Annotated in this window: 14 protein-coding genes; 12 read left to right on the top strand and 2 right to left on the bottom strand. The window is 43.0% G+C overall.

Annotated features, from left to right (window positions below; translation table 11 throughout):
- Positions 1-755 precede the first annotated feature (755 nt).
- From M23134_RS35925 to M23134_RS35880, 9 genes are all read left to right on the top strand, one after another.
- Complete coding sequence (locus tag M23134_RS35925) at positions 756-2,168, top strand: hypothetical protein (RefSeq protein ID WP_157558818.1); 1,413 nt, start codon at positions 756-758, stop codon at positions 2,166-2,168.
- A 151-nt stretch (positions 2,169-2,319) separates the two neighbouring features.
- A complete protein-coding gene (locus tag M23134_RS35920; RefSeq protein WP_002705576.1) occupies positions 2,320-5,100 on the top strand; it encodes a TonB-dependent receptor in 2,781 nt (926 codons plus the stop codon).
- Between the two features lie 265 nt (positions 5,101-5,365).
- Positions 5,366-5,794, top strand: a complete 429-nt coding sequence (locus M23134_RS35915) for a hypothetical protein (RefSeq protein WP_002705575.1) — start codon at positions 5,366-5,368, stop codon at positions 5,792-5,794.
- Positions 5,795-6,159: 365 nt separating this feature from the next.
- Positions 6,160-8,103: a hypothetical protein gene (locus M23134_RS35905; protein WP_002705571.1), complete on the top strand. Its 1,944-nt coding sequence runs from the start codon at positions 6,160-6,162 to the stop codon at positions 8,101-8,103.
- Positions 8,016-9,452 (top strand): hypothetical protein, encoded by a 1,437-nt coding sequence (locus tag M23134_RS35900; protein WP_045115009.1) that lies wholly within the window; start codon positions 8,016-8,018, stop codon positions 9,450-9,452. The genes M23134_RS35905 and M23134_RS35900 overlap by 88 nt, the downstream gene beginning before the upstream one ends.
- A 26-nt stretch (positions 9,453-9,478) precedes the next feature.
- A complete protein-coding gene (locus M23134_RS35895; RefSeq protein WP_002705567.1) occupies positions 9,479-12,793 on the top strand; it encodes a DUF6443 domain-containing protein in 3,315 nt (1,104 codons plus the stop codon).
- Complete coding sequence (locus tag M23134_RS35890; RefSeq protein WP_157558816.1) at positions 12,738-13,280, top strand: hypothetical protein; 543 nt, start codon at positions 12,738-12,740, stop codon at positions 13,278-13,280. Before M23134_RS35895 ends, M23134_RS35890 begins: the two co-directional genes overlap by 56 nt.
- Positions 13,259-15,571, top strand: a complete 2,313-nt coding sequence (locus M23134_RS35885) for an RHS repeat-associated core domain-containing protein (RefSeq protein ID WP_002705562.1) — start codon at positions 13,259-13,261, stop codon at positions 15,569-15,571. The genes M23134_RS35890 and M23134_RS35885 overlap by 22 nt, the downstream gene beginning before the upstream one ends.
- On the top strand, positions 15,555-16,241 hold the full coding sequence (locus M23134_RS35880; protein ID WP_045115008.1) for a leucine-rich repeat domain-containing protein: 687 nt from the start codon (positions 15,555-15,557) through the stop codon (positions 16,239-16,241). Before M23134_RS35885 ends, M23134_RS35880 begins: the two co-directional genes overlap by 17 nt.
- A 258-nt stretch (positions 16,242-16,499) precedes the next feature.
- Here the strand turns inward: M23134_RS35880 and M23134_RS35870 are convergent, their stop codons facing one another.
- Entirely contained in the window at positions 16,500-16,754 is a 255-nt protein-coding gene (locus tag M23134_RS35870) for a hypothetical protein (protein ID WP_002705558.1), read from the bottom strand.
- Between the two features lie 5 nt (positions 16,755-16,759).
- The gene (locus tag M23134_RS35865) at positions 16,760-17,125 is read right to left on the bottom strand and encodes a helix-turn-helix domain-containing protein (RefSeq protein ID WP_002705556.1); all 366 of its coding nucleotides are present in this window, start codon (positions 17,123-17,125) and stop codon (positions 16,760-16,762) included.
- A 164-nt stretch (positions 17,126-17,289) separates the two neighbouring features.
- Between M23134_RS35865 and M23134_RS35860 the strand changes: the two genes are divergently transcribed.
- The 3 genes from M23134_RS35860 to M23134_RS35850 form a co-directional block, all read left to right on the top strand.
- Entirely contained in the window at positions 17,290-18,249 is a 960-nt protein-coding gene (locus tag M23134_RS35860) for a CHC2 zinc finger domain-containing protein (RefSeq protein WP_002705554.1), read from the top strand.
- An 81-nt stretch (positions 18,250-18,330) separates the two neighbouring features.
- A complete protein-coding gene (locus tag M23134_RS35855) occupies positions 18,331-19,908 on the top strand; it encodes a P-loop NTPase family protein (protein WP_002705552.1) in 1,578 nt (525 codons plus the stop codon).
- A gap of 412 nt (positions 19,909-20,320) precedes the next feature.
- A partial coding sequence (locus M23134_RS35850; RefSeq protein WP_002705550.1) for a tyrosine-type recombinase/integrase occupies positions 20,321-20,903 on the top strand: 583 nt, incomplete at its 3' end.

Here is a 20,903-nt window from a genome sequence, read left to right as displayed (position 1 = left end):
CTTGTTGGTCTTGTTGCCGGGCAAAGTTTGCGGTGTTTTTATATTCCATAGGTGTTGGGGGGTTTATGTTTGAAGTTGTGTTTATGCCACTGCAAAACTAGCCAGTAAAGCTTGATTGTTCTATGACTCACTTGTTTTTTTTGGTAAAACCAAGGGGTAATTGAGGCCATTGCACAAGAATAGATGTGATAAAACCCGTTGTTTTGTGGGTATATAATGAAAGTGTACCGCTTGATGAACTAAAAAATGCCTGATATGGCCACCTGAGCGCAAAACTTAAAAGTACTCTAACATTGACTTAGTTGTATGTTTATCACCTGGCTTTTCACTTGACCTGTATTAGTGGCATATTTAGCACGTCTAAACCAGGCCCATTTATAAAGCACCTTGTTTAACAAGTAGCTCATTTACAATATTTTAGTATTACTTAAAAATGTATTTTTCCTTTAAATCATACATTTAATTCCTTATTTGAGCAAATCGCCCAACTTTAAATTGTACAATAACAGTGGCGTGAAGTGATAAAAAAAAGCTTTTCTAATATTAAGTTTTTATTAAATAAACCTTATAAATCATTTAATTAATTTATTTATCATAAAAAATGGAATACTGATTATCAGATAGTTAACGCCAAATTATCTTTGGTAAAGCCTGTTAATATTTAACATTTGATAACAAGGCTTTCATCTACGGTTAATATTAATTACTGACATTTGCGGCATCAAAAACAAAAAATATTAAAAACATTTAATCAAATGAGAAAGCTACTATACAGTACACTATTCTTATCGATGATGGCGTTTGTTTTTTCTTCTTGTAAGAAGGATGAAACAACCCCAACAAATCCAACTGCTACTTTAATAACAGAAGGTACAGATGCGGCTACCAGTCGGGCTTCTGTTTCTTACAAAGATCAGGGCGAAGGCACAGGTACTACAACATGGACCAAAGATAAAGTATATATTTTGGATGGTTTGGTGTTTGTAAATGATGGACAAACCCTAACTATTGAAGCAGGTACAGTAATTAAAGGTAAGCCAGGCGAAGCTGCCAATGCCAGTGCGTTGGTAGTGGCACGTGGCGGTAAAATTCAGGCGGTAGGTACAGCCACCGAGCCTATTATATTCACTGCTGAGTCTGACAAATTAGACGGTTCTTTAGGTACTCAAAACGGCCTTTGGGGTGGTTTAATCGTTTTGGGTAAAGCTGGTTTGAACTCTGGACAAGGACAGTCTGCAGTAGAGGGTATTCCTGATACCGAAACTCGTGGTTTGTACGGAGGCACTATAGACACTGATAACTCTGGTACTTTAAAATATGTATCTATCCGTCACGGTGGTACTAACATTGGTGCCAACAACGAAATCAACGGTTTAACTCTTGGTGGGGTTGGTTCTGGAACTACCATTGACTATGTAGAGGTATTTGCTAACCAAGACGATGGTATTGAATTCTTTGGTGGTACTGTAAGCGTTACGCACGCTGTAGTGTCGCACTGTGGTGATGATAACATTGACTACGATGAAGGATACCGTGGTGAAAATAACCAGTTCTTCTTGATTTATCAGGCGACTGCTGCTGGTGACCGTGGCGGCGAGCACGATGGTGGTACTTCTCCTGAAGATGGAACTCCCTATGCTACTCCTAAATTTTACAATATAACTTATGTAGGTAACGGTAGCAAAAGAGCTTTGACTTTCCGTGACAACGCAGGTGGTAAATACTATAACAGTATTTTCTTCAACTGGGACAAAGGTATTGACATTGAATACATCAAAGATGGCGAAAGCAGCAAAAAACGCTTTGATGCAAAGGATCTTTTGTTGGAAAACAACACTTTCAGTAACATTACTGCTGGTACTACTGCTGACAAACTGTTGGTGCCTAACTATGTAAAAGATGACAACGATGTAATTGTTGCCGACAAATACCCTGCTGAGGCTGACCGTAACGCTTTTGTTGCATCTTTGAACAGCTACTTTGCCACTGCTGGTAATACTTATGAAGCAAATGCTATTACTCGTGCCAATGTGGTACCTGCTAATAACAACACGGCTGTTAGTACTGGTGCTCCTACTGCTGCGGCTTACCGTGGTGCTTTTGCTGCTGGTCAAACTCCTTGGTACAACACCTGGACTGCACTTGCGGCTCAAAACCTTGTACAATAATCAACTACACATTTATAACCTCAAGAACGGATTCTCAGTGATCCGTTCTTTTTATTTTCATTCAACATTTTGGGTTAATTTTTAACTGATTTCATATCGAGCAATATTTACTATCATATTCAAAAGTTTATTTAAAACATCATTAATACTCATGCAACGTATTTTACTTACATTTATCGGCATCTTATTGGGTGCAAGCGTCTTCGCTCAGACTGGTACCATTAGAGGTACTGTAACAGATGCCAAAACAGGTGAAACACTTATTGGAGCGACTGTAGTGATCAAAGGAACCACCAATGGTGCCCCTACCGACATTGACGGCAAGTATACACTTGGGGAGTTGGCTGCCGGTAAATATACTTTATTGGTACAGTATGTATCTTACCAGAACAAAGAAGTAAAAGACATTGAAGTAAAAGCCGGACAGGTAACCATACAAGATGTAAAGCTAGGTTCTGATGCCAAAGTGCTGGAAACTGTAGTAGTAACGGCACGCATAGAGAAAAAAGCAGAAATTGCTTTGCTCACAATGCAAAGAAAATCGGCACTGGTACAAGACGGTATTTCGGCGCAGGCGATTTCAAGAGCTGGCGACAGCAACGCTGCGGGTGCCATCAAACGTGTAACTGGGGTATCGGTTGAAGGTGGCAAGTACGTATATGTGCGTGGCTTGGGCGATCGTTACACTAAAACTACTTTGAACGGTGCTGACATTCCAGGGCTTGATCCCAACCGCAACTCGGTACAAATGGACTTGTTTCCGAGCAATATGATTGATAATATGGTGATTTTGAAGACTTTTTCACCTGACCTGCCCGGTAACTTTACGGGTGGTTATATCAACATTACTACCAAAGACTTTCCCGATCGGTTTACGTTTCAGGTAAACGCCAGTTTAGGTTTCAACGATCAGGCAACGTTCAACTCTGACTTCCTTTCTTATAACGGTGGTAGCATGGACTACCTGGGCTTTGATGATGGTGGTCGTCAATTGCCTGTCAGTCGCGAAGATGCATTGCCTGGCAAAGAGAATTTCTCTAAAGATATTAGACCTGTTACCAAGAGCCCTTTCTTAAATCAAAGTTATTCAGTATCGGTGGGTAACCAATACACAGTGGCGGGTCGTCCATTGGGTTTTATAGCAGCCCTTTCTTACCGCAAAAACAACCAGTATTACGACAATGGCAAAATAGGTGAGTTTGGCGAAAAAGCCAGATTAGGTCGTTTTAGCCTCAATAGTGATGCTTCTGTGATCAACTCATTGAACCCTGAATATACCGTAAGAAACAACGTAGGTACTGAAAATGTACTGTGGGGAGCGGTTTTGAACACTTCTTATAAAGTGACCGATAAAAGTAAGATAGGTTTGAACCTGATGCACAACCAAAGTGGTAAAACTGAAACCCGTGTGCAACAAGGTAAGTACCAGGACCTGGACCCTGCCAACACATTTAACAGTATTGCTTTAGACTTCCTAAGTCGCTCATTGTCTTCGGCTCAGCTAAAAGGGGAGCATGCTTTTGGCGAAGGGGGCAATAACATTAAACTAGACTGGATTACTTCTTTTACAGTGTCTCGTTTGAACCAGCCCGACTTGCGTTTCTTTAGCTACGAAAACGAGCCTAATGGCAGTATTGTAGTGCGTTCTAATGCGGCTCCTCGTCGTTTTTACCGCGATTTGACCCAAACCAACTGGGACAATAAGATTAACTTAACGCTTCCTTTCAAGTTGGGAGAAAACAAAGGTAAACTAAAAACCGGAGTAGCCTATGTGAGCAAAAACAGAGACTTTAGCCAAACTATTTTTGCGTATGCATCTAACCGTACTGACTTTGCGGCGGATGCCAATGGTGGGTTTGACTTTAACACCTACGTAGACGTGCCTGGCACGCGTATCCAGAATGGTTCGCAAGACCGTGACGTGTATAATGGCAAAGAAAATATTTTTGGTGCCTACATTATGGCGGATACCAAACTCAGCCCCAAACTCAGAATGTTGGCCGGAGTTCGTTTTGAACGAACAGACATCTCTGTGATTAGCAATGACGTGTCGCTTGTCAAAGGTTTGTTGGAAAACAATGACATATTGCCTGCCATTAACCTTACGTACAGTTTGACCGAAAATATGAACTTGCGCCTGGCTTATGGCCGTACCCTGGCGCGTCCTGTGTTCCGTGAGTTGGCTCCATTTGACAGCTTTGACGCCTTTGGAGGGTTGATATACGTAGGAAACCCCAATCTTAAGCGTTCGTTGATTGATAATGTAGACTTGCGTTGGGAAATGTACCCCACACCAGGAGAGATCATTACAGTAAGTGCTTTTTTCAAGAACATCAAAAACCCAATAGCTACCGCATTTAGTGCGTTTACGCCTAACCAACAAGTAACCTGGGTAAACCAGGAAGATGCGCAGTTGTTTGGTGCCGAGGTTGAATTACGCAAAAAACTTGGATTCATTGGTTTGAAAGACTTCACCATTGGTGCCAATGCTTCGTTTATTGTGTCTGCGCTTAATATTGAAGCCCAGGAGTTGAGCCAGATCAGAGCCAACGATGTAAACAGGGTAACCGAACTGGCCCAAGACGGTACACGTCCTTTGTTTGCACAATCTCCCTTTTTGATCAATGCCAACCTTAACTACAACAATATAAACAGTGGATGGTCTGCCAGTTTAAACTTCAATATTTTTGGAGAGCGTATGGCCATTGTATCTCGCAATGGTGTGCCTGATGTATACGAACAACCTCGTCCAGTGCTTGACCTTACTGTGGGTAAGTCGCTTGGCGAAAGATGGAAGCTTACTTTGAAGGCGCGTAACTTGTTAAACCCTGAGTATAAGTTTCTTATCAACTTTAAAGATGCCCAACATATCGTAAACAACTATACCGTGGGACGTACCTTCTCGTTGGGTGTAAGGTATTTGATTGACTAACAATGACGGATGACTGAACATCTGCTTATTAATAAATACACAATTAAATAAATTTTTGAATATAGAAAAGAACGCCTCTTTAAGAGGTGTTTTTTTTTGTATATTTTTCCTCGCTTCCTCATTTTTTGGTAACTTTAGGCGTGAAAAATGCATAGGGTAAATTTAACTATGCGTTTGGTAGGTAAATGTACTATCAAACAACCACAAGCAAATAACCTGAGGGTATCCTAAAACCATAACATATTATCCACATAATAATACCACAATGATGACTTTAAAAGATAATAAGTATACAAGTATTACGCTTGATACTACGATTCCTGCCTTGATTACCTTTATCAAAAAACCTATGATAGGGCAATCGTTTCGTAAGGAGTTTGAAGATGGTTTGATGCTATATGCCCAAAAAAGCAGAGAACTGGATCAATTGGGTTGGATCATCAATTTTGGTAAAATGTCGGCTTTCAAGGCAGACGACCAGGATTGGATGCACAACGAATGGAACAGAACACTCGCAAAAGCCGGGCTTACTCACCTGGCAATAGTAATGCCTGAGAGTATATTTGGGCAAATCGCGGTGAAGCGTTATGTAGCCCAGAAAGCCGAGTTTACCATTCAGTTGTTTGACAAGTTTGAAGAAGCCCGTCAGTGGCTTGACAAAACCAACAAGACCATTTGGTTGCGTGAAGCATAGCCGTTTTTCAAAGAGTTTAAATGATAGAGTTGCCCGATTTTTCGGGCTTTTTTTTTGTCTGCAACGTACGTTGCCTTTTGGTTACCCGTCAATGCACGCTTTTGCCCAGGGAGGCTATAATGGGCAATTTACTTAAAAAAAGGAAGGGAGGGCGTAGCCCCAAACAGGCCGACACAAACCCCAATCATTGCAATGATTGGGGTTTTTTGCTGGAGAAAGGGGGATAGAACGATATTTTTTTGAAAAAAGCTTCCAGAATGGAAGACAAAAGTTGGTATGTGATAAGGAGTAGGCTCTCTATAGTGAATAGATTGAGCAAGAAAATGTAGACTTTAGGAATGATGAAACGATTAGATAGAAAATTGATGAGAAAAAATATTGTATTACTGTTATTCGCTTTTTTTTGTGTAAACCTGTGTTGTATAAAGCCTGTAAGGGCGCAAACAAGCAATGCAAACACTCAAAGCTTGATACCCACATCTCCCGAAGCAAGTGGCTTTGGTAAATATGTAGATGTTCCGGTAAGTGCTTATACAGGTACCCCTGGCGTAGCAGTGCCCATAGTAAATGTGAGAGGGAAAGCGTTGACCTTGCCTGTATCATTGAGTTACCATCATAAAGGGTTACAAGTTGAGGGGCAGTCTGGACGAGTAGGGTTAGGGTGGAATTTGAGCGCTGGTGGTATGATCACTCGTGTAGTAAGAGGAGAAGTAGACGAGAAAAGTGGGATGACACGCTACGATCAGGTCGTAGATATTCAAAATACGATTACCCAGGAGTTTTTTGGCAAGATAGATCAAGGCTTTCAGGATGGGGCTCCTGATGTGTATACGTTTAACTTTTTGGGGCATAGCGGTCGCTTTATTTTATATCAGAACAAAGCTTACTTTTTCTCGCATAGCCGTTTGCAAGTGACACATCTTTCAGGAAGCAATGTATTTACCATTACTGGAGAAGATGGTGCCACTTATACTTTTGGTGCCGTAGAGCGGGTAAACAATATTACTGGCCATGTGCCCAATATCAACACCAGTGATTATATCTCTTCCTGGCACCTCACAAGAGTTGTTTCAGCCAATAAGAAAGACACCATCACATTACATTATAATGCTGTGTCCACTACAATTGCCAAAAGCATAGAGTCTTATCAATATGCATTGGGGGCTTGCAGTAAAAACAATGCGTCGATACATACCCCAAGCGAAACCAACATCAATGGACAAGAGCTGGCTTACATAGAAAGCAGCTTGATGAAAGTCGTTTTTAATACCGATAGCCAGGTGAGGCTAGACCTGGCAAATAGAAAAGCACTCAAAACGATCGAGGTGTATGACAAGCAAGACTTACACCATCCGATAAAAACCATACAACTAGAGCAAGGATATTTTGGCAACAATGTACACTTAAAACTAAATAAAGTGACAGAGTATGACAAGAACCTACAGCCCAAACCTCCTTATGTGTTTGAATACTATGAAGAGTTGCCGGTGCCTGATCGTATGAGTAAATCACAAGATCATTGGGGCTTTTACAATGGGGCATCCAATACCACCCTTATTCCTCAACTGACTTCTGGGCAGCCTTATGGCAACGCCAACCGGAACCCTGACTTTGAAGCCACCCGAACCACTGTACTCAAGAAAATGACCTATCCAACGGGTGGGTATACAGCGTTTGAGTATGAACAAAATCATTATGAAAATATACGAAGCAATCCAGTAGCACTCAAAAAACAGCAGGCGTCAGCCTCTTTGAACCCACCGGTGAGCAACGTCAACCTTACAACGCGGAGTGTTTCATTTACGGTCGACCATCAACAAGTGGTTACTTTGCAGCATCAGGTCAAAAGATACAGGGCGACCTCAGGCCTAAAAGACGATATAAATGATATTGAGTTGAGGAATGCGCAGGGCGAGGTAATATGGTATATCTACACTACATATAATGCGCAGGCAGAACAAGGGATTACAGGTTCAGAGCAAAAAGAATTGCCTATAGGCACTTATACCTTAGTGGTAAATGCCGAAGGAGGTGACGACATAGTGACCAGTGCAAGTTATAAAAACTATGACCATAAGGTGATTACCAGAAAAGCGGGACCAGGGTTAAGGGTGAAAAAGATTACAGCTTATGACAATTTAAAAACCACCCCCGCTAAAGTTCAAACTTATTTGTATGAGGGGGAGTGCTGCAAATACCCACCCAAAATTATGCGAGCAACATGGAGGTTTCTACACTTGAGGCAAGAGGCGACAATCCTACCAATATTAATGATTATGACTGTGTTACCTGCCACTATACTAACATAGGTACCAGCCCCAAAGACTTTAGGTACTTTTCTCCTTATAGCCATTATGCCCTGGTGTATACCAAGGTGACCGAGTTTGTAGGAGAAAACGGAGCTGGTGGTAAAAACATTACTTACTACGAAATACCCAACCAGGAAGATTTTAACAATGTGACTGTCAAGGAGCAAAAACTATTTGCTTTTATGCCCACTACCAATACTTTTCGCTTGGTCAACGAGGTAGCTTATGAATACGAGGAAGTGATAGATCAAACATTTTGGGCAATTATTATCAGAGTGCTAAGCACCAATCAGTGTAACCTGGCGGGCAATAATTTAAAAAATTACTTTCGTGAATCGTATACTTTGCCTATGCGTTGGCGGTACTTGACTCAAGTAACCGAAAAAGTGTATGATGATGACAACAAAGCAAGCATGAGTACTACCAATACTCAATATGGCCATATACACCGATACCCCAATGAAATAGTAACCATCAACTCGAAAGGGGAAAAACTCATTGTCAGAAAAAAGTATCCAGAGGATTATACCCCTGCCATTGCGGGGTTTTTGGTGAATAAAAACATCTTGGCAGTGACGCTTGAGGAACAAGTATGGAAAGAAAAGGCTGGAGTTCAATCTCTATTGAGTGGCAAGGTGATAGAAGTTGACCCGCTCGTTTTACAACCCAAAAAAGTGTATAGCCTTGAAACCAATAAGGCGTTGACCAGCCCCGACCAAGCCACCAAAACTGATAATGTATATAATGCTTTATTAAGCGATAGCCATTACAAACTGCAGGCTACTTTTGGGTTTGACAGTGAGGGGAACATCCACCTACAGCAAAAAAATAATGACCTCAATATTGCTTATCTATGGGGATACAACCATCACTATCCCATTGCCAGGGTGATCAATGCATTGCCCCATCAAGCCTTTCATACGAGTTTCGAAGACATAGTATCGTCTCCTGAGGTAGTACATACCAACTCATATACTGGTAATAAAAGCTGGCAGGGCAGCTATAGTATTCCCGTGACACAAAAGCCAGTAGCGGGCAATTATTTATTGACTTATTGGGAGCAAGTAAATGGTCGGTGGGTGTTTCAGCAAAAAAAGCTAAGCTATGACCCAAACACAAACCCGGTGTTAGTAAATACTAATCACCTGATAGATGAAGTAAGAATGTACCCCGAAGGCGCGCAAATGTTTACTTATACTTATGACTATGTGTATGGGATGACCTCAAGCACCGATGCCAGCGGACGTGCCATGCATTATGTGTATGATGCCTTGGGCAGGCTGAAGCTTGTCAAAGACCATGAGCAGCATATTATCAAAAAATACTCTTATACCTACCAACAAGACTAATTTATAAATCAGTTAATGATCAGACAATGAAATATAAACTAATAAATTACCTCATCATCACAGTTTGTTTACTACTGGCCAATACGCAGATTTTTGGGCAAAATACCCACAGTGGCTTTAGTGTATCTACTAGCGTTACCTCTTCTTGCGGAAGCGCCACAGGTACAGTGACTGTAAATGTACATAAGACATTTCCGGGCAGTGGATTTGTTTACCTTCAGAAAAGCACCAATGGTATCCATTGGACGCAGATCAACCCTGCTTTAGGAGAAGTTATATTCGACATACACCCTACCAACATGTCGTTTCAGTATCATTTTAGTGGGCTTACCCAAAACACTTATTTTCGGGCTATCAATGGGGTGGGCGTGGGTGCCTATGTGACCAACCGTAGCCTGGTAACGGTCAATAACGTGGGAACTCCATCTGCTGGAACCATCCAAGGCTTGGGAAGCGGCAAGTTTTGCTCGTATGCGAATGTACACCTTACCTTACAAAACTATGGTTATAGCAATGTCAGCCTCAATAACAGTGTAAGTGTTGTTTGGAAAGCCAAAGCCATAGACATTCCAGGTCGCTATGTCACCATAGCCTCCGGAGCAAGTTGTTCGTTTCCGGCGGGTGACTATACCGAAGTATTTGCCGAAGTGAGGTACACCACTTGTAACTATGTGTCTACCACACCAGTGGCTTCTATTGAGGCATATCACCTCTCAAGCGCCGGTACAGTATCACGCTCAGTGGCCGAACTATGTGTGGGAGCGTCTGAGCATTTTGTGCTCACTGGCACAGCAAACACCAATGATTTTGCTATAGTCAAGTGGCAAAGGTCGTTCAATAGCGGACAAACCTGGACAGACATCCCTCATACTTCTACAGTATTGAGTGTAAACCCCTCGAGTTTAAATGCTGGAATTCTTTATAGCTATAGGCTGGTAGCTACCCACAAAACTTATAAGGGATGCAACCCTGTATATAGTGCTGTTACAAATATTAGTACTCGTTTATCGCCTCCTGCTTCTATCAATACAGGCGCTGTACAAAGCACAAGCAATAGGTTATGCGCAGGGTCATCCGATCAGGCACATTTGTCTTTTAGCCTTGGTAGCAATGCTGCTTATCGGGTAGTAAAATGGCAACGATCATCTGATAATGGACAATCCTGGGTCGATATTCCTGTTGCTACGGCAAACTTGTCGGTAGTAGCCAACGAATTGAATGCAGGCACTACTTATTTGTACCGGGTAGGCTCCGAACACCTACAGTACAAGGGGTGTAGCCTGTTGTATAGTGCTACCACCAGCATTGAGGTAGACACCACCCCTGCTGTGCCAGTGGCAAACCAACAGGTGTTTGCCCGTTTTGGACCTGGCCCCATCACTGTGTCAGTAGGTCATCAGGCGGGCATAGCAAGTTATCAGTGGGTGGGGTATCCGTCAGTAATTAAGGGAAATAGCCTGACGCTTGATTATGTGGCAGGAAATAAAAATATAGAAGTAAGAGGGGTAAACACCAAAGGCTGTGTAAGCCCTCCAACCCTTATTCAAGTACAGGTGATGCCTTTGCCTGTATTAAATGCCTCTTGGCAATACCAAAATGAGGGCAGTATTTTGCATACTTTATGGGTGGCATCTATCTATGATTCTTATCAATGGTTCAAAGATGGTTTGCCTATAGATGGAGCCACCCAACCTTCTTATCAAACGACTGCTACGGGAACATACCGACTACGCATTGTGTATAAAGGAGTGAGCTATGAGGTAGTGAAGGTGGTTTCCGGCGAGGTAGCCACTCCCACTCATAAGCTAAATAAGCTGCAGGAAGAAGTGGTAAGAGTGAAAGGTATAACAGAGGTAAATGAGGTAGCTGCCTTGTCGGTACCTGAGGGACAAAAGTTACAAACAATTCGTTACCTGGACGGACTGGGTAGACCTATCCAGGCGGTGCAAGTACAGGTTTCATCTGGTAAACGCGATGTGGTGCAAGGCGTGGTATACGATGAGCTGAGCCGTACTACCAAAAGTTTGTTGCCCTATACTGCTCAAAACGTGTCCCCCGGCAATGCGAGGTCTAATGTATTGAACGAACTGTTTTTGTTCTACCAAAACACCCCCAACGTAGCCCAGACCACCTACCCCTATAGTTGGCAAAAAGTAGAAAACTCTGCGCTCAACCGAGTGTTGCAAACGTTTGCCCCCGGCAATAGCTGGATAGGCGCGGGCAAAGGAGTCATTACCGACTTGTGGACCAACCCTGACCCTTATCAGGCTGGCACAGCTGCTATAGACAAAATACGGCTATTTACAGTAAACAATGTAGCCGCAAACGCGGAGGTAACCAAGCCCAAAGACGAGCTGGTCTTAAGCAGTCCTAGCCCCAGCACCTTGCACCAGGCAGGCACCAAAATAGTACTAAGCGAGGGCTTTAGCATTGCCGATACCGACCCCGCCATTACCTTTGAGATCAAAGAAAGTGACCAAAACAAGCCTGCTGTAGCAGGGTTTTATGCGGCTGGGCAACTCAGCCGGGTAAGGGTGACCGATGAAGATGGCAAGCAAACCGAAGAGTTTAAAAACAAGTCGGGACAAGTCATACTCAAACGCGCCAGGGTAGACGCCCACACCTGGGCACAAACTTATTATGTATACAACGACTTTGGTCAGTTGAGTTATGTATTGCCTCCAGCGGCAGTCAAAGCATTGGATGAGGCCAATTGGGACTTTGCCGCGGTTGATGCTCAGCTGGACAAGCTTTGGTACCGTTATTATTACGATGCCCGGGGGCGACTCATCAGCAAAGAAGTGCCTGGGGCAGGCAAGGTAATGATGGTGTATGACAAACGCGACCGTTTGGTGCTTTCGCAAGATGCCAACCAACGCCACCTGGGCAAGTGGAGTTTTACCAAGTATGACCAGCTCAACCGCCCTGTGATGACGGGCATGTACACCAGCACCCAAACCCGTTTGGCGCTACAAAACGCCCTGGATGCCCAATTTGGCAGCCCTGGATACGCCAGCCACGAAAAATTTGACCTGGCGGGCACCCATGGGTATACCAATGTAAGCTTCCCGAACACCGCCCTGGATGTGCACTCGGTGACTTATTATGACAACTATGCCTGGAAAAACGGCCAGACTGCCTACGACTACTCAATAGCCGGGTTGGATGCCCGCTTGGCGACCGAGCCCGTAAACTACCAGGTAACAGGGCAGGTAACTGCTACCAAAACTGCGGTGCTGGATGCCTACGGCGAACGCACCGGATGGTTGACTACGGTCAGCTATTATGATGCCCGGGGGCGGGTATGCAAACCATGCCGACAACAACAAAAATGGTCGTGACCTGACCATGACCCAGTATGCCTTTGATGGCAAAGTGTTGCAAAGTGTAGTAAAACACCAAACCACCAGTCCGGCGGCTACTTATTATGTGACCCAGTGGACCAAATACGACCACGCGGGCCGGGTATTGGAAACCTACCAGGACATTGCCAATGGTTATACTTACCGTGATGCCGCCACGGCTGAAGCCTTGGCGAATGCCCAACCTGCCACGGCTTCGGTGACTCAGGTAAGCAAGCTGGCTTACAACGAAATAGGGCAGTTGATCACCAAAAAGCTGGGAAAAAAACAACAGACAACTGAGGCTTTGCAAACCCTCAACTTTCGTTACAACATCAGGGGTTGGATGACCCACCTCAACGATGCTACCCTGAGCACCCACAGCGTAGACGGCGATATTTTTGGGTTTGAACTGAAATATGACCAGGGTGCCACCCAAAACTACCTCAATGGCAACATTGGGCGATGGTGTGGCAAAGCAGCATAGACCAGGTGCAGCGCCAGTATGACTATACCTACGATGGGCTCAACCGATTGAAAACGGCCAGTTATACCTCTTCGAACGCCGCAGAAAACGGGCGGTATGATGTAAACAACCTGACTTATGACTTGAATGGCAACATTTTGAGCCTTAAGCGCCAGGGTTTGCTGGAGCGTAAACTCAACCTGGCAATGGTGTTTGGTACCATTGACGACCTAAGCTATACCTATGCGGGCAATCAATTGTTGGGAGTAGCCGATGCCGAAGACAGCCAAAACACCGGCGTAGCCGGAGACTTTAGAGATGGACACACCGCTACCGCTCAAGACCCCGACTATATTTATGACGCCAACGGGAACCTGGTGGAAGATAAAAACAAAAAAATAGCGAGTATTGTCTATAATTATTTAAATTTGCCTACGATTATCAATTTTGAGAAAAACCAGCAAATCGTCTATACTTATGATGCTGCTGGAATCAAACTCAATAAGGTAGTCATTGACAGCACGGGCGCGCAAACGAGCCGCACCGATTACATAGGGAGTTTTGTCTACGAAAACGACGAATTGCAATTTGTTCATACTGCCGAAGGGCGTGCTTTGGCACCTGGTACTTTGGACGGAAACGCGGGCTTTGTGTATGAGTATCATTACAAAGACCATTTAGGTAACTTGAGGGTGGCTTTCAGAGAAGGAGAAAAGAAAATTTACCGGGCTGATTTAGAAGATGTTACCACCGATAAACAGCAAGGTTTCGAATACAAAGAAGTGATTATTTCTTCTGATCCCACAAGCGCCAGCAACCACGTAGCCAAACTCACGAGCACCGAGCCGTTAGGAATGCTTCGCAACCTCGAAGTAAGCAAAGGCGATGTGGTAAAAGTGAAAGTGAAGGGGTATTACGCCGGGGGTTCGGTGACCCATAGCAACGCGGTGAACTGGGGGCTGACCCTGGGACAAGTGAATGGTCACGCCAAGAGCGGAGAAATTTCTACAGAAAACACGCCTTTCTTACTGAATTTAGGGTTAAGCATTACGCCTAACAACGGGGGTAATAACCCGAATGCCACGGTACCAAGTGGTTACTTGAAACTGGTATTTTATAAAAAAGATGGGACGCCTGTTACCGCCTCGTTACAAATTGCTCATCTGAGCCCAGGCGCCGGCCAATGGCAAGACCTGGAACTGACTTACACCGCCACCGAGCGCGGTTACCTCCAAGCCTTCGTCGCCAACGAAAGTGACCAGGAAGTATTCTTTGATGACATGGTGGTGGAGCATACGCCCCAACTGATTGTACAGGAGAATCATTATTATCCGTTTGGGATGAACCTGCGAGGGATTGAGAAGGTAGGGAAGCCTGAGCATAAATACCTTTATAACGGTAAAGAAAAGCAGGAAGAGTTTGGGTTGAATTGGATGGATTATGGGGCTAGGTTTTATGATGCCCAACTTGGAAGGTGGCATAGTGTAGATGAGTTAGCAGAGAAGAACCATATTACATCTCCTTATGGTTACGTGCTTAACAATCCTATGAAGTTTATTGATCCTGATGGAAGGGATAATATCATTTATTTGGTTAATGTAGGAGGACACGCGAAAGGAAAAGAACCTAATTTGAATGATATTGCTAAGATTGCCAATCAATTTTTGAAAAAGTTAGATGTAAAAACGAGGGTTGTTGTTTTCCAAGATCCTAAAATTTTCAATAAAATGTTCCTTGATAAAAATGATGGTGTAGCACTTATAGGAAGTGCTGATAATATTGTGAATTTTGCCAAAACGAAAGTTTCAGATACTTATGCTGATGCTGCTGTTGAAGCTGGATTTTTGACGAATTGGCTTAACTCTGAGAAATCGTCTAATGATACTATGGGGGATGCTAAAAGAAAAGGCGATGTACCTAATGTAATAGGTTTAGAATCTAATCGAATATTTGACAATGGGGCAGCATTATATGGAGATAACAAAAATACCAAAGAAAATGCTGCAAAAAATTCGGCTTTTAGTTTAGTACATGGTTTGGGCCACAATGCAGGGCGAAACCACAAGTTCGGAGGGGTTATGGCAGATGGTAATGATATAGTAACATCTAGGTATTCAGGTGTTAATAATGCTATTACAAACCCTATAGAGTACTTATTAGAAGCCAAACAATCAGGGAATAAGGAATATAAAGATGCTGTAGATAAGCATTTTGGAACTACTCCTGCTAAAAGTAATTATGGGCTTAATAAAAAACGTTTTTTAGAAAACTCAAAAAAGGCTCGAGAAATAAAATATGGAAAAAATAAATAAAGCTGGGCGTAATTGTTTGTTGAATCAATTGGTGTATTTTACAGGCATAGGCATATTAATGATGTCTATGGGTTGTAAAAGAGGGAAACTTGATATAGATCATGTACAGCATTTGGAAGAAAAGTATAAACAATATGCTAAGGGAGAAATTGATTACAGTCTTAATCAAACCCAGAAAGTATGGAGAATATCAATCTCAAATATTCCATTAAAAAAAATTCCAAGTGAAATTTGTGATTTGGATGCACTAACTATGATTTCTTTGCATAATACTGAAATTAATCAAGTGCCAGAAATATGCAACTCAAACAAAGTAGAGACGTTACATTTAACCAATTCTCAAATTAGTGGTAAAGTCACTTTACCAAAATCATTTGCTAGACTAAAAGTTTTAAGGCTTTATTCATTTAAGGCGAAAATAAATAATATTTATTTTCCAAAAGACTGTTTGCTTGAACAAATATATTTAATGCATAATGATTTAAAAACAATTAATGATTCATTCTCAAACCTTAAAAAGGTCAAAAAGCTATACCTAGATGGTAATAAATTTAAAGATATAGATTTACGTTCTTTGAAGACTCTTAAAACAGTTTACCTCTACAATAACCCTATTAAGGATACAACAGCAATAAAGTTGAGGCATAAAGGCGTGAAGTTTTATTTTTAACCCCAACTATTTTAAGCCCTCCAAAGGAGGCTGTAAAGGTTGAGTAAGCATAAGCTAAGTTAAAAACCAAAGCCCAAATCATGTAAAAATGGTTTGGGCTTTTTATTTCTTATGAACCTGAAAGATAGGAGTTTATGAGTTGCGAAAGTATATGATTGTCTGTACTTTTGCAAGACAGACGATTTGGGATAGTCATCTGTTAAAGTGTAACCCTGTACTAGTTTAGTGCAGGGTTTTTTATTTCTTATGAATTGGTGTTTATACTGTTCCATTGTATTGATGTATGTGCATGCCTTTTTCAGATACTACTTCGGCTGAGTACGTAAATTTGGTATAAGGGACAAATGTTGGAACGAGTGCTTTTATATTGTGTTCAATATTAGGGATGTTGAGTATTTCTTGGTACAAAAAATCTATTTCTGTACACATATTAAGCCCTACTCTTTGTTTTGACCTCGCAATGATAATTAACTTTGCAGCTAAAAAAGGGGAGTCGTTTTGTGGTTGGCTCATAATATTTACGAAGCTAAATTGATTGCATCATTGAGCGTGTCCTTCAGACGTTTTTTAATGATGAGGCTGTCAATGATTTGGAAAATAGATTGCTTTTCACTTTCATCTAATTGCTCCAGTAGGTGTACTTTTTCCACCAGCGACTTATCCAGTGAATCAACATTTTTAAATAATTGATCAGATACAAATAGTTCGGCTACTTCAATATTCAGTGCTTTACATATTTTCTCTAGTGTTGCAGTGGTTGGATCAGTTTTACCTTTTTCTATTTTAGAATACTGTGACTGATCCATGTTTAGTGTCAATGCGACCTCTTTTTGAGAAAGTTTTTTAGCTTCTCTTACTTTTTTAATTTTATCGCCTATCTCCATTTTTATAGATTTTTACATCTATAAAGTTACAAAAAACAGTTTTTTAAGTCCTTATTTACCCTATAGTTTTTCATTTTGCTGGTTTTGCGTTGAATATATTTGGATATATAAGTCTATATAGATATGTTTGCTCAATAGACTTATTAATCCAAACATTATTTACAATGACTATCTCAGATATCAAACAAAATCTCTCCATCACTACCGTTTTAGCCCACTACGGCTTAAGCGTCAATGGAAACAACCGCATGTGTTGTCCTTTTCACGATGACAAAAAGCCGAGTATGGAGGTGTTCCCGAAGTCGGACACGGTGTTTTGCTTTAGCAGCAATTGTGAGGTGCACGGAAAGCCTATAGATGTGATTGATTTTGTGATGCACCAGGAGAAGTTGAGCAAACACGAGGCAATTTTGAAGTGTAAATCATTGTTGGGTGCCACCGGTGGAGTAGGGGCTTCTGCTGTAGCGCAGGCGCAGCCTGTGGTTTCAGAGAAAAGCCGAATCAAGACGATGACGGCGGTTTTTGCTCACTTCCAAAAGTCGTTTGCTCAAAGTAAAGCAGCCCAGGCATACATGCAAAATCGTGGTTTGGAGCGCATCCAGGAAGTCGGTTTTCACGATGGTACGTTGAGCAAGCCTTTGCGTGCCGGGTTGGAGGCTTTGGGGATTACTTCGGCTTGGGGGCGTGGTTGTGTGATTTTCCCTTTGAAGAATGCCCAGGGCGAGATCGTGAGTTTTTATGGGCGCAGTATCAGCAACAATGGCGACCAACGGCATTTTTATAGCAAAGACCGAAAAGGGCTTTACCCGGCGTATCCCGATTTGCAAGGCACTAAGTATCTGGTACTTACGGAAAGTGTGATTGATGCGGCGTCTTTTCCGGTAGATGATGCAGCTACGGCGGTGTTGGCTTTGTATGGCACCAATGGGCTTACTCCAGCGCACAAACAGTTGGTGGTGCAAATGCCGCATCTGGAGGAAATCTATTTGTTTTTTGACGGGGATGATGCAGGTCGCAAGGCGTTGAAAAGTAGGGCGGATGAGCTTTGGAAAGTGTGGATGCACGGTTCGTCGGCTACTACACAAACGATTAGTTCGGTGCCTACTCCAGAAGGGAGGATGTGAATTCTTTATTGGTGGCTTATGGCGAAGTGGTGGAAGCATCGATGAGCCGTCGATTTTCAGCATCTCCTGAGTCAGAAAACGGTGCTTTACTCAGGAGGCGGTACCGCCAGCACGCCTGGCACTACAGCACCACCCGCGCCGAACTTCAAGTTCGATACGTCTAACCCTGCAAAACTGGCGCTGGAGACGGTCAATGCGCGTTATCAGTTGCAAGGGAAACCCAAACCGGAGTTGGAGTCGATGAAGGTGACGTTGTTTATTTATCCGGCGTCTGGTGCGGGTAGCACAAAGAGTCGGCATAAGGTAGATTTGTTTGAAGACCGCCAAATAGAAAAGGTAGCGCGCGAAGCTTCGGAGAAACTTTTTATTTCTTTTGAGTTGTTGTTGATGGATTTGAACAGTTTAGCCGATCAGTTGGAAGCCCACCGCGACCAGCAGCTAACAGAATTGGCGGACGCCAAAAGCAAGTTGAGTGCGCCCACCCTGGTACCGCCTGGCTTGCGAAAAGAATGCATGGCTTTGTTGCGTTCGTCTGACCTGATGGCGAAACTAAACGAGCAAATTGGGGCTTGTGGGGTGGTAGGCGAGGAGATGAACCGTTTGTTATTGTTTTGTGTCGCAAGCAGTTACAAGATGCCGGATACTTTGCACGCTATAGTACAAGGAAGCAGCGGGAGCGGTAAATCGCACTTGTTGAATGTCATTCTTAAGTTGATGCCCGAAGAAGGCGCTATGGATGTGACCCGTATTACCGACCGTAGTTTGTACAATTATGGAAAGTATGATTTGTGTAATAAGTTGTTTGTGTTGCAGGATTTGGATGGTTTGAGCGAGGAGGCTTTATTGTCTTTTCGTGAGTTGATCAGCTACGGTAAATTGGCTAGTTCTACCACCACTCAGGATCTGCAGGGGAGAAATAGTGGTGGTGTGAAGGAGGTATATGGTCCGGTGGCGAGTATGGCGGCGACTACCCAAACCGAGGTGTACGAAGACAACGAAAACCGTTGTTTTACCCTGGCGGTGAACGAAGGCGAAGCGCAAACCAAAGCGATTACTGATTATATGAATGCTTGTGCGGCGGGAACGGTGATTAAGTCTCAACAATTGGCCACTCAGGAATTGTTACAAAATTGTGTGCGTTTGTTGCGTCCTTATGAGGTGGTGAATCCTTACGCCACTCAATTGTCGTTGCCTGGCGAGGTAAAAAATCCGCGCCGTTTGCATAGTTTGTACCAGTCTTTGGTGAAGCAAATTACTTTGCTGCATCAGTTCCAGCGAAAGCGCGATGCGCACGGTCGTTTGGTGGCTACTACATCTGATTTGCATTGGGCGAATGAAATATTGTTCGAAACTATTATATTGCGCATTGATGAACTGGATGGTAGTTTGCGTCAGTTTTTCGAGCAGTTGAAAAACTATTGTTTTGACCAAGGCGTCAAGCAGGAGTTTAGCCGGCGCGAAGTGCGTCATAAGTTCCGGATAGAAAACACCCGTTTGCACCGTTATATGCACAAGTTGCACGACTTGGAGTATATTAAACAAGTGGGTGGTCATGTAAACAAAGGTTGGACGTACAAGATTACGTATTGGGACGACATCCAGGCTTTGCGTTCTCGTATCCGCCAGTTTCTAGCCGATCAACTCAAGAACTTGAAATAAGTGCTATACCAGAAGTTGTTGAAAATCAAAAAGTTAGAGAGGCGTTGCACTCTTCAAAATGCCAGATGCAACGCCAGTTAGTGCTCATTATCAATGAGTTAGCCCTCAAATACCCTTGGCATTGCGTATTGCAAAAAAGTGCACGCTAGAGGCTTTTAAAAAAACGCGTTTCCGAATATAGAAAACCAATCTCTTTATTTATTCTTATAAGCTCAGTCTATTAGATTATTAGTCGGTAGTCGGTAGTTGGTGGCTTTTAGTTGGTAGTTTTTCAGTTGGTAGTTTTTAGCCTCGCTTCGCGCAACCATAAAACCATTTTAGCCATAAAACCATTGAAACTAACCATAAAGCCATCCAACAATTTTTTACCTCCTGACTACGGACTCCCGACTCCCAACTAAATAACTAACCTATGAATTCACTTCCTTTATATCATTATCAATCTTATGTAGCTGGTTTTAGTGGCTGGCTGCGGACGTTGGGTTATGCGCCCGACACGTGCCGAAAGTATCCGCGTCAGTTGCGGGAGTTTTTACACTTTTTAGAAGAAACGGGCATTGTTGATTTGTCTTCGGTGGACGGCGCGGTGGTGGAGTGTTTCTTTACTTATTTGCAAAGTCGCCCCAGTATCAAAACGGGTAAATCTTTGAGTACCACCCATTTATTGAGTATGCAAAAGACCTTACGCCAGTTTACCCGTTACCTGGATGCCTTGGGTTTGCCGGGTTTTGCTTTGCCCAGGTTGCGTTTGCAGGGGTTGGCGGCGCAATCGCTGGAAGTGTTCAGCCAAGCCGAAATTGATGGTTTGTATGCGGCTTGTGGGACCGATTTTTACGGCTTGCGCGATCAGGCTTTGTTGGCGTTGGGGTATGGTTGTGGTTTGCGTCGCGCCGAGGTGAGCCAGTTGGAGGTGAGCGATTTGCATTTTAAAAAAGGTTGGCTGGAGGTGAAAGCGGGAAAGGGTGCCAAAGCGCGTTCGGTGCCTATGCCTACCA

Origin of the sequence: Microscilla marina ATCC 23134 (assembly GCF_000169175.1) — a bacterium.
Lineage (GTDB): Bacteria > Bacteroidota > Bacteroidia > Cytophagales > Microscillaceae > Microscilla > Microscilla marina.
Note: the sequence above shows the minus strand (reverse complement) of the source record. Positions and strands in the feature narration are given on the sequence as shown.

What these genes read in the sequence shown, in the direction of transcription:
- M23134_RS35925 (WP_157558818.1), top strand. Translation starts at nt 756, where the DNA reads ATGAGAAAGCTACTATACAGTACACTATTCTTATCGATGATGGCGTTT.
- M23134_RS35920 (WP_002705576.1), top strand. Translation starts at nt 2,320, where the DNA reads ATGCAACGTATTTTACTTACATTTATCGGCATCTTATTGGGTGCAAGC.
- M23134_RS35915 (WP_002705575.1), top strand. Translation starts at nt 5,366, where the DNA reads ATGATGACTTTAAAAGATAATAAGTATACAAGTATTACGCTTGATACT.
- M23134_RS35905 (WP_002705571.1), top strand. Translation starts at nt 6,160, where the DNA reads ATGAGAAAAAATATTGTATTACTGTTATTCGCTTTTTTTTGTGTAAAC.
- M23134_RS35900 (WP_045115009.1), top strand. Translation starts at nt 8,016, where the DNA reads ATGGAGGTTTCTACACTTGAGGCAAGAGGCGACAATCCTACCAATATT.
- M23134_RS35895 (WP_002705567.1), top strand. Translation starts at nt 9,479, where the DNA reads ATGAAATATAAACTAATAAATTACCTCATCATCACAGTTTGTTTACTA.
- M23134_RS35890 (WP_157558816.1), top strand. Translation starts at nt 12,738, where the DNA reads ATGATGCCCGGGGGCGGGTATGCAAACCATGCCGACAACAACAAAAAT.
- M23134_RS35885 (WP_002705562.1), top strand. Translation starts at nt 13,259, where the DNA reads ATGGTGTGGCAAAGCAGCATAGACCAGGTGCAGCGCCAGTATGACTAT.
- M23134_RS35880 (WP_045115008.1), top strand. Translation starts at nt 15,555, where the DNA reads ATGGAAAAAATAAATAAAGCTGGGCGTAATTGTTTGTTGAATCAATTG.
- M23134_RS35870 (WP_002705558.1), bottom strand. Translation starts at nt 16,754, where the DNA reads ATGAGCCAACCACAAAACGACTCCCCTTTTTTAGCTGCAAAGTTAATT.
- M23134_RS35865 (WP_002705556.1), bottom strand. Translation starts at nt 17,125, where the DNA reads ATGGAGATAGGCGATAAAATTAAAAAAGTAAGAGAAGCTAAAAAACTT.
- M23134_RS35860 (WP_002705554.1), top strand. Translation starts at nt 17,290, where the DNA reads ATGACTATCTCAGATATCAAACAAAATCTCTCCATCACTACCGTTTTA.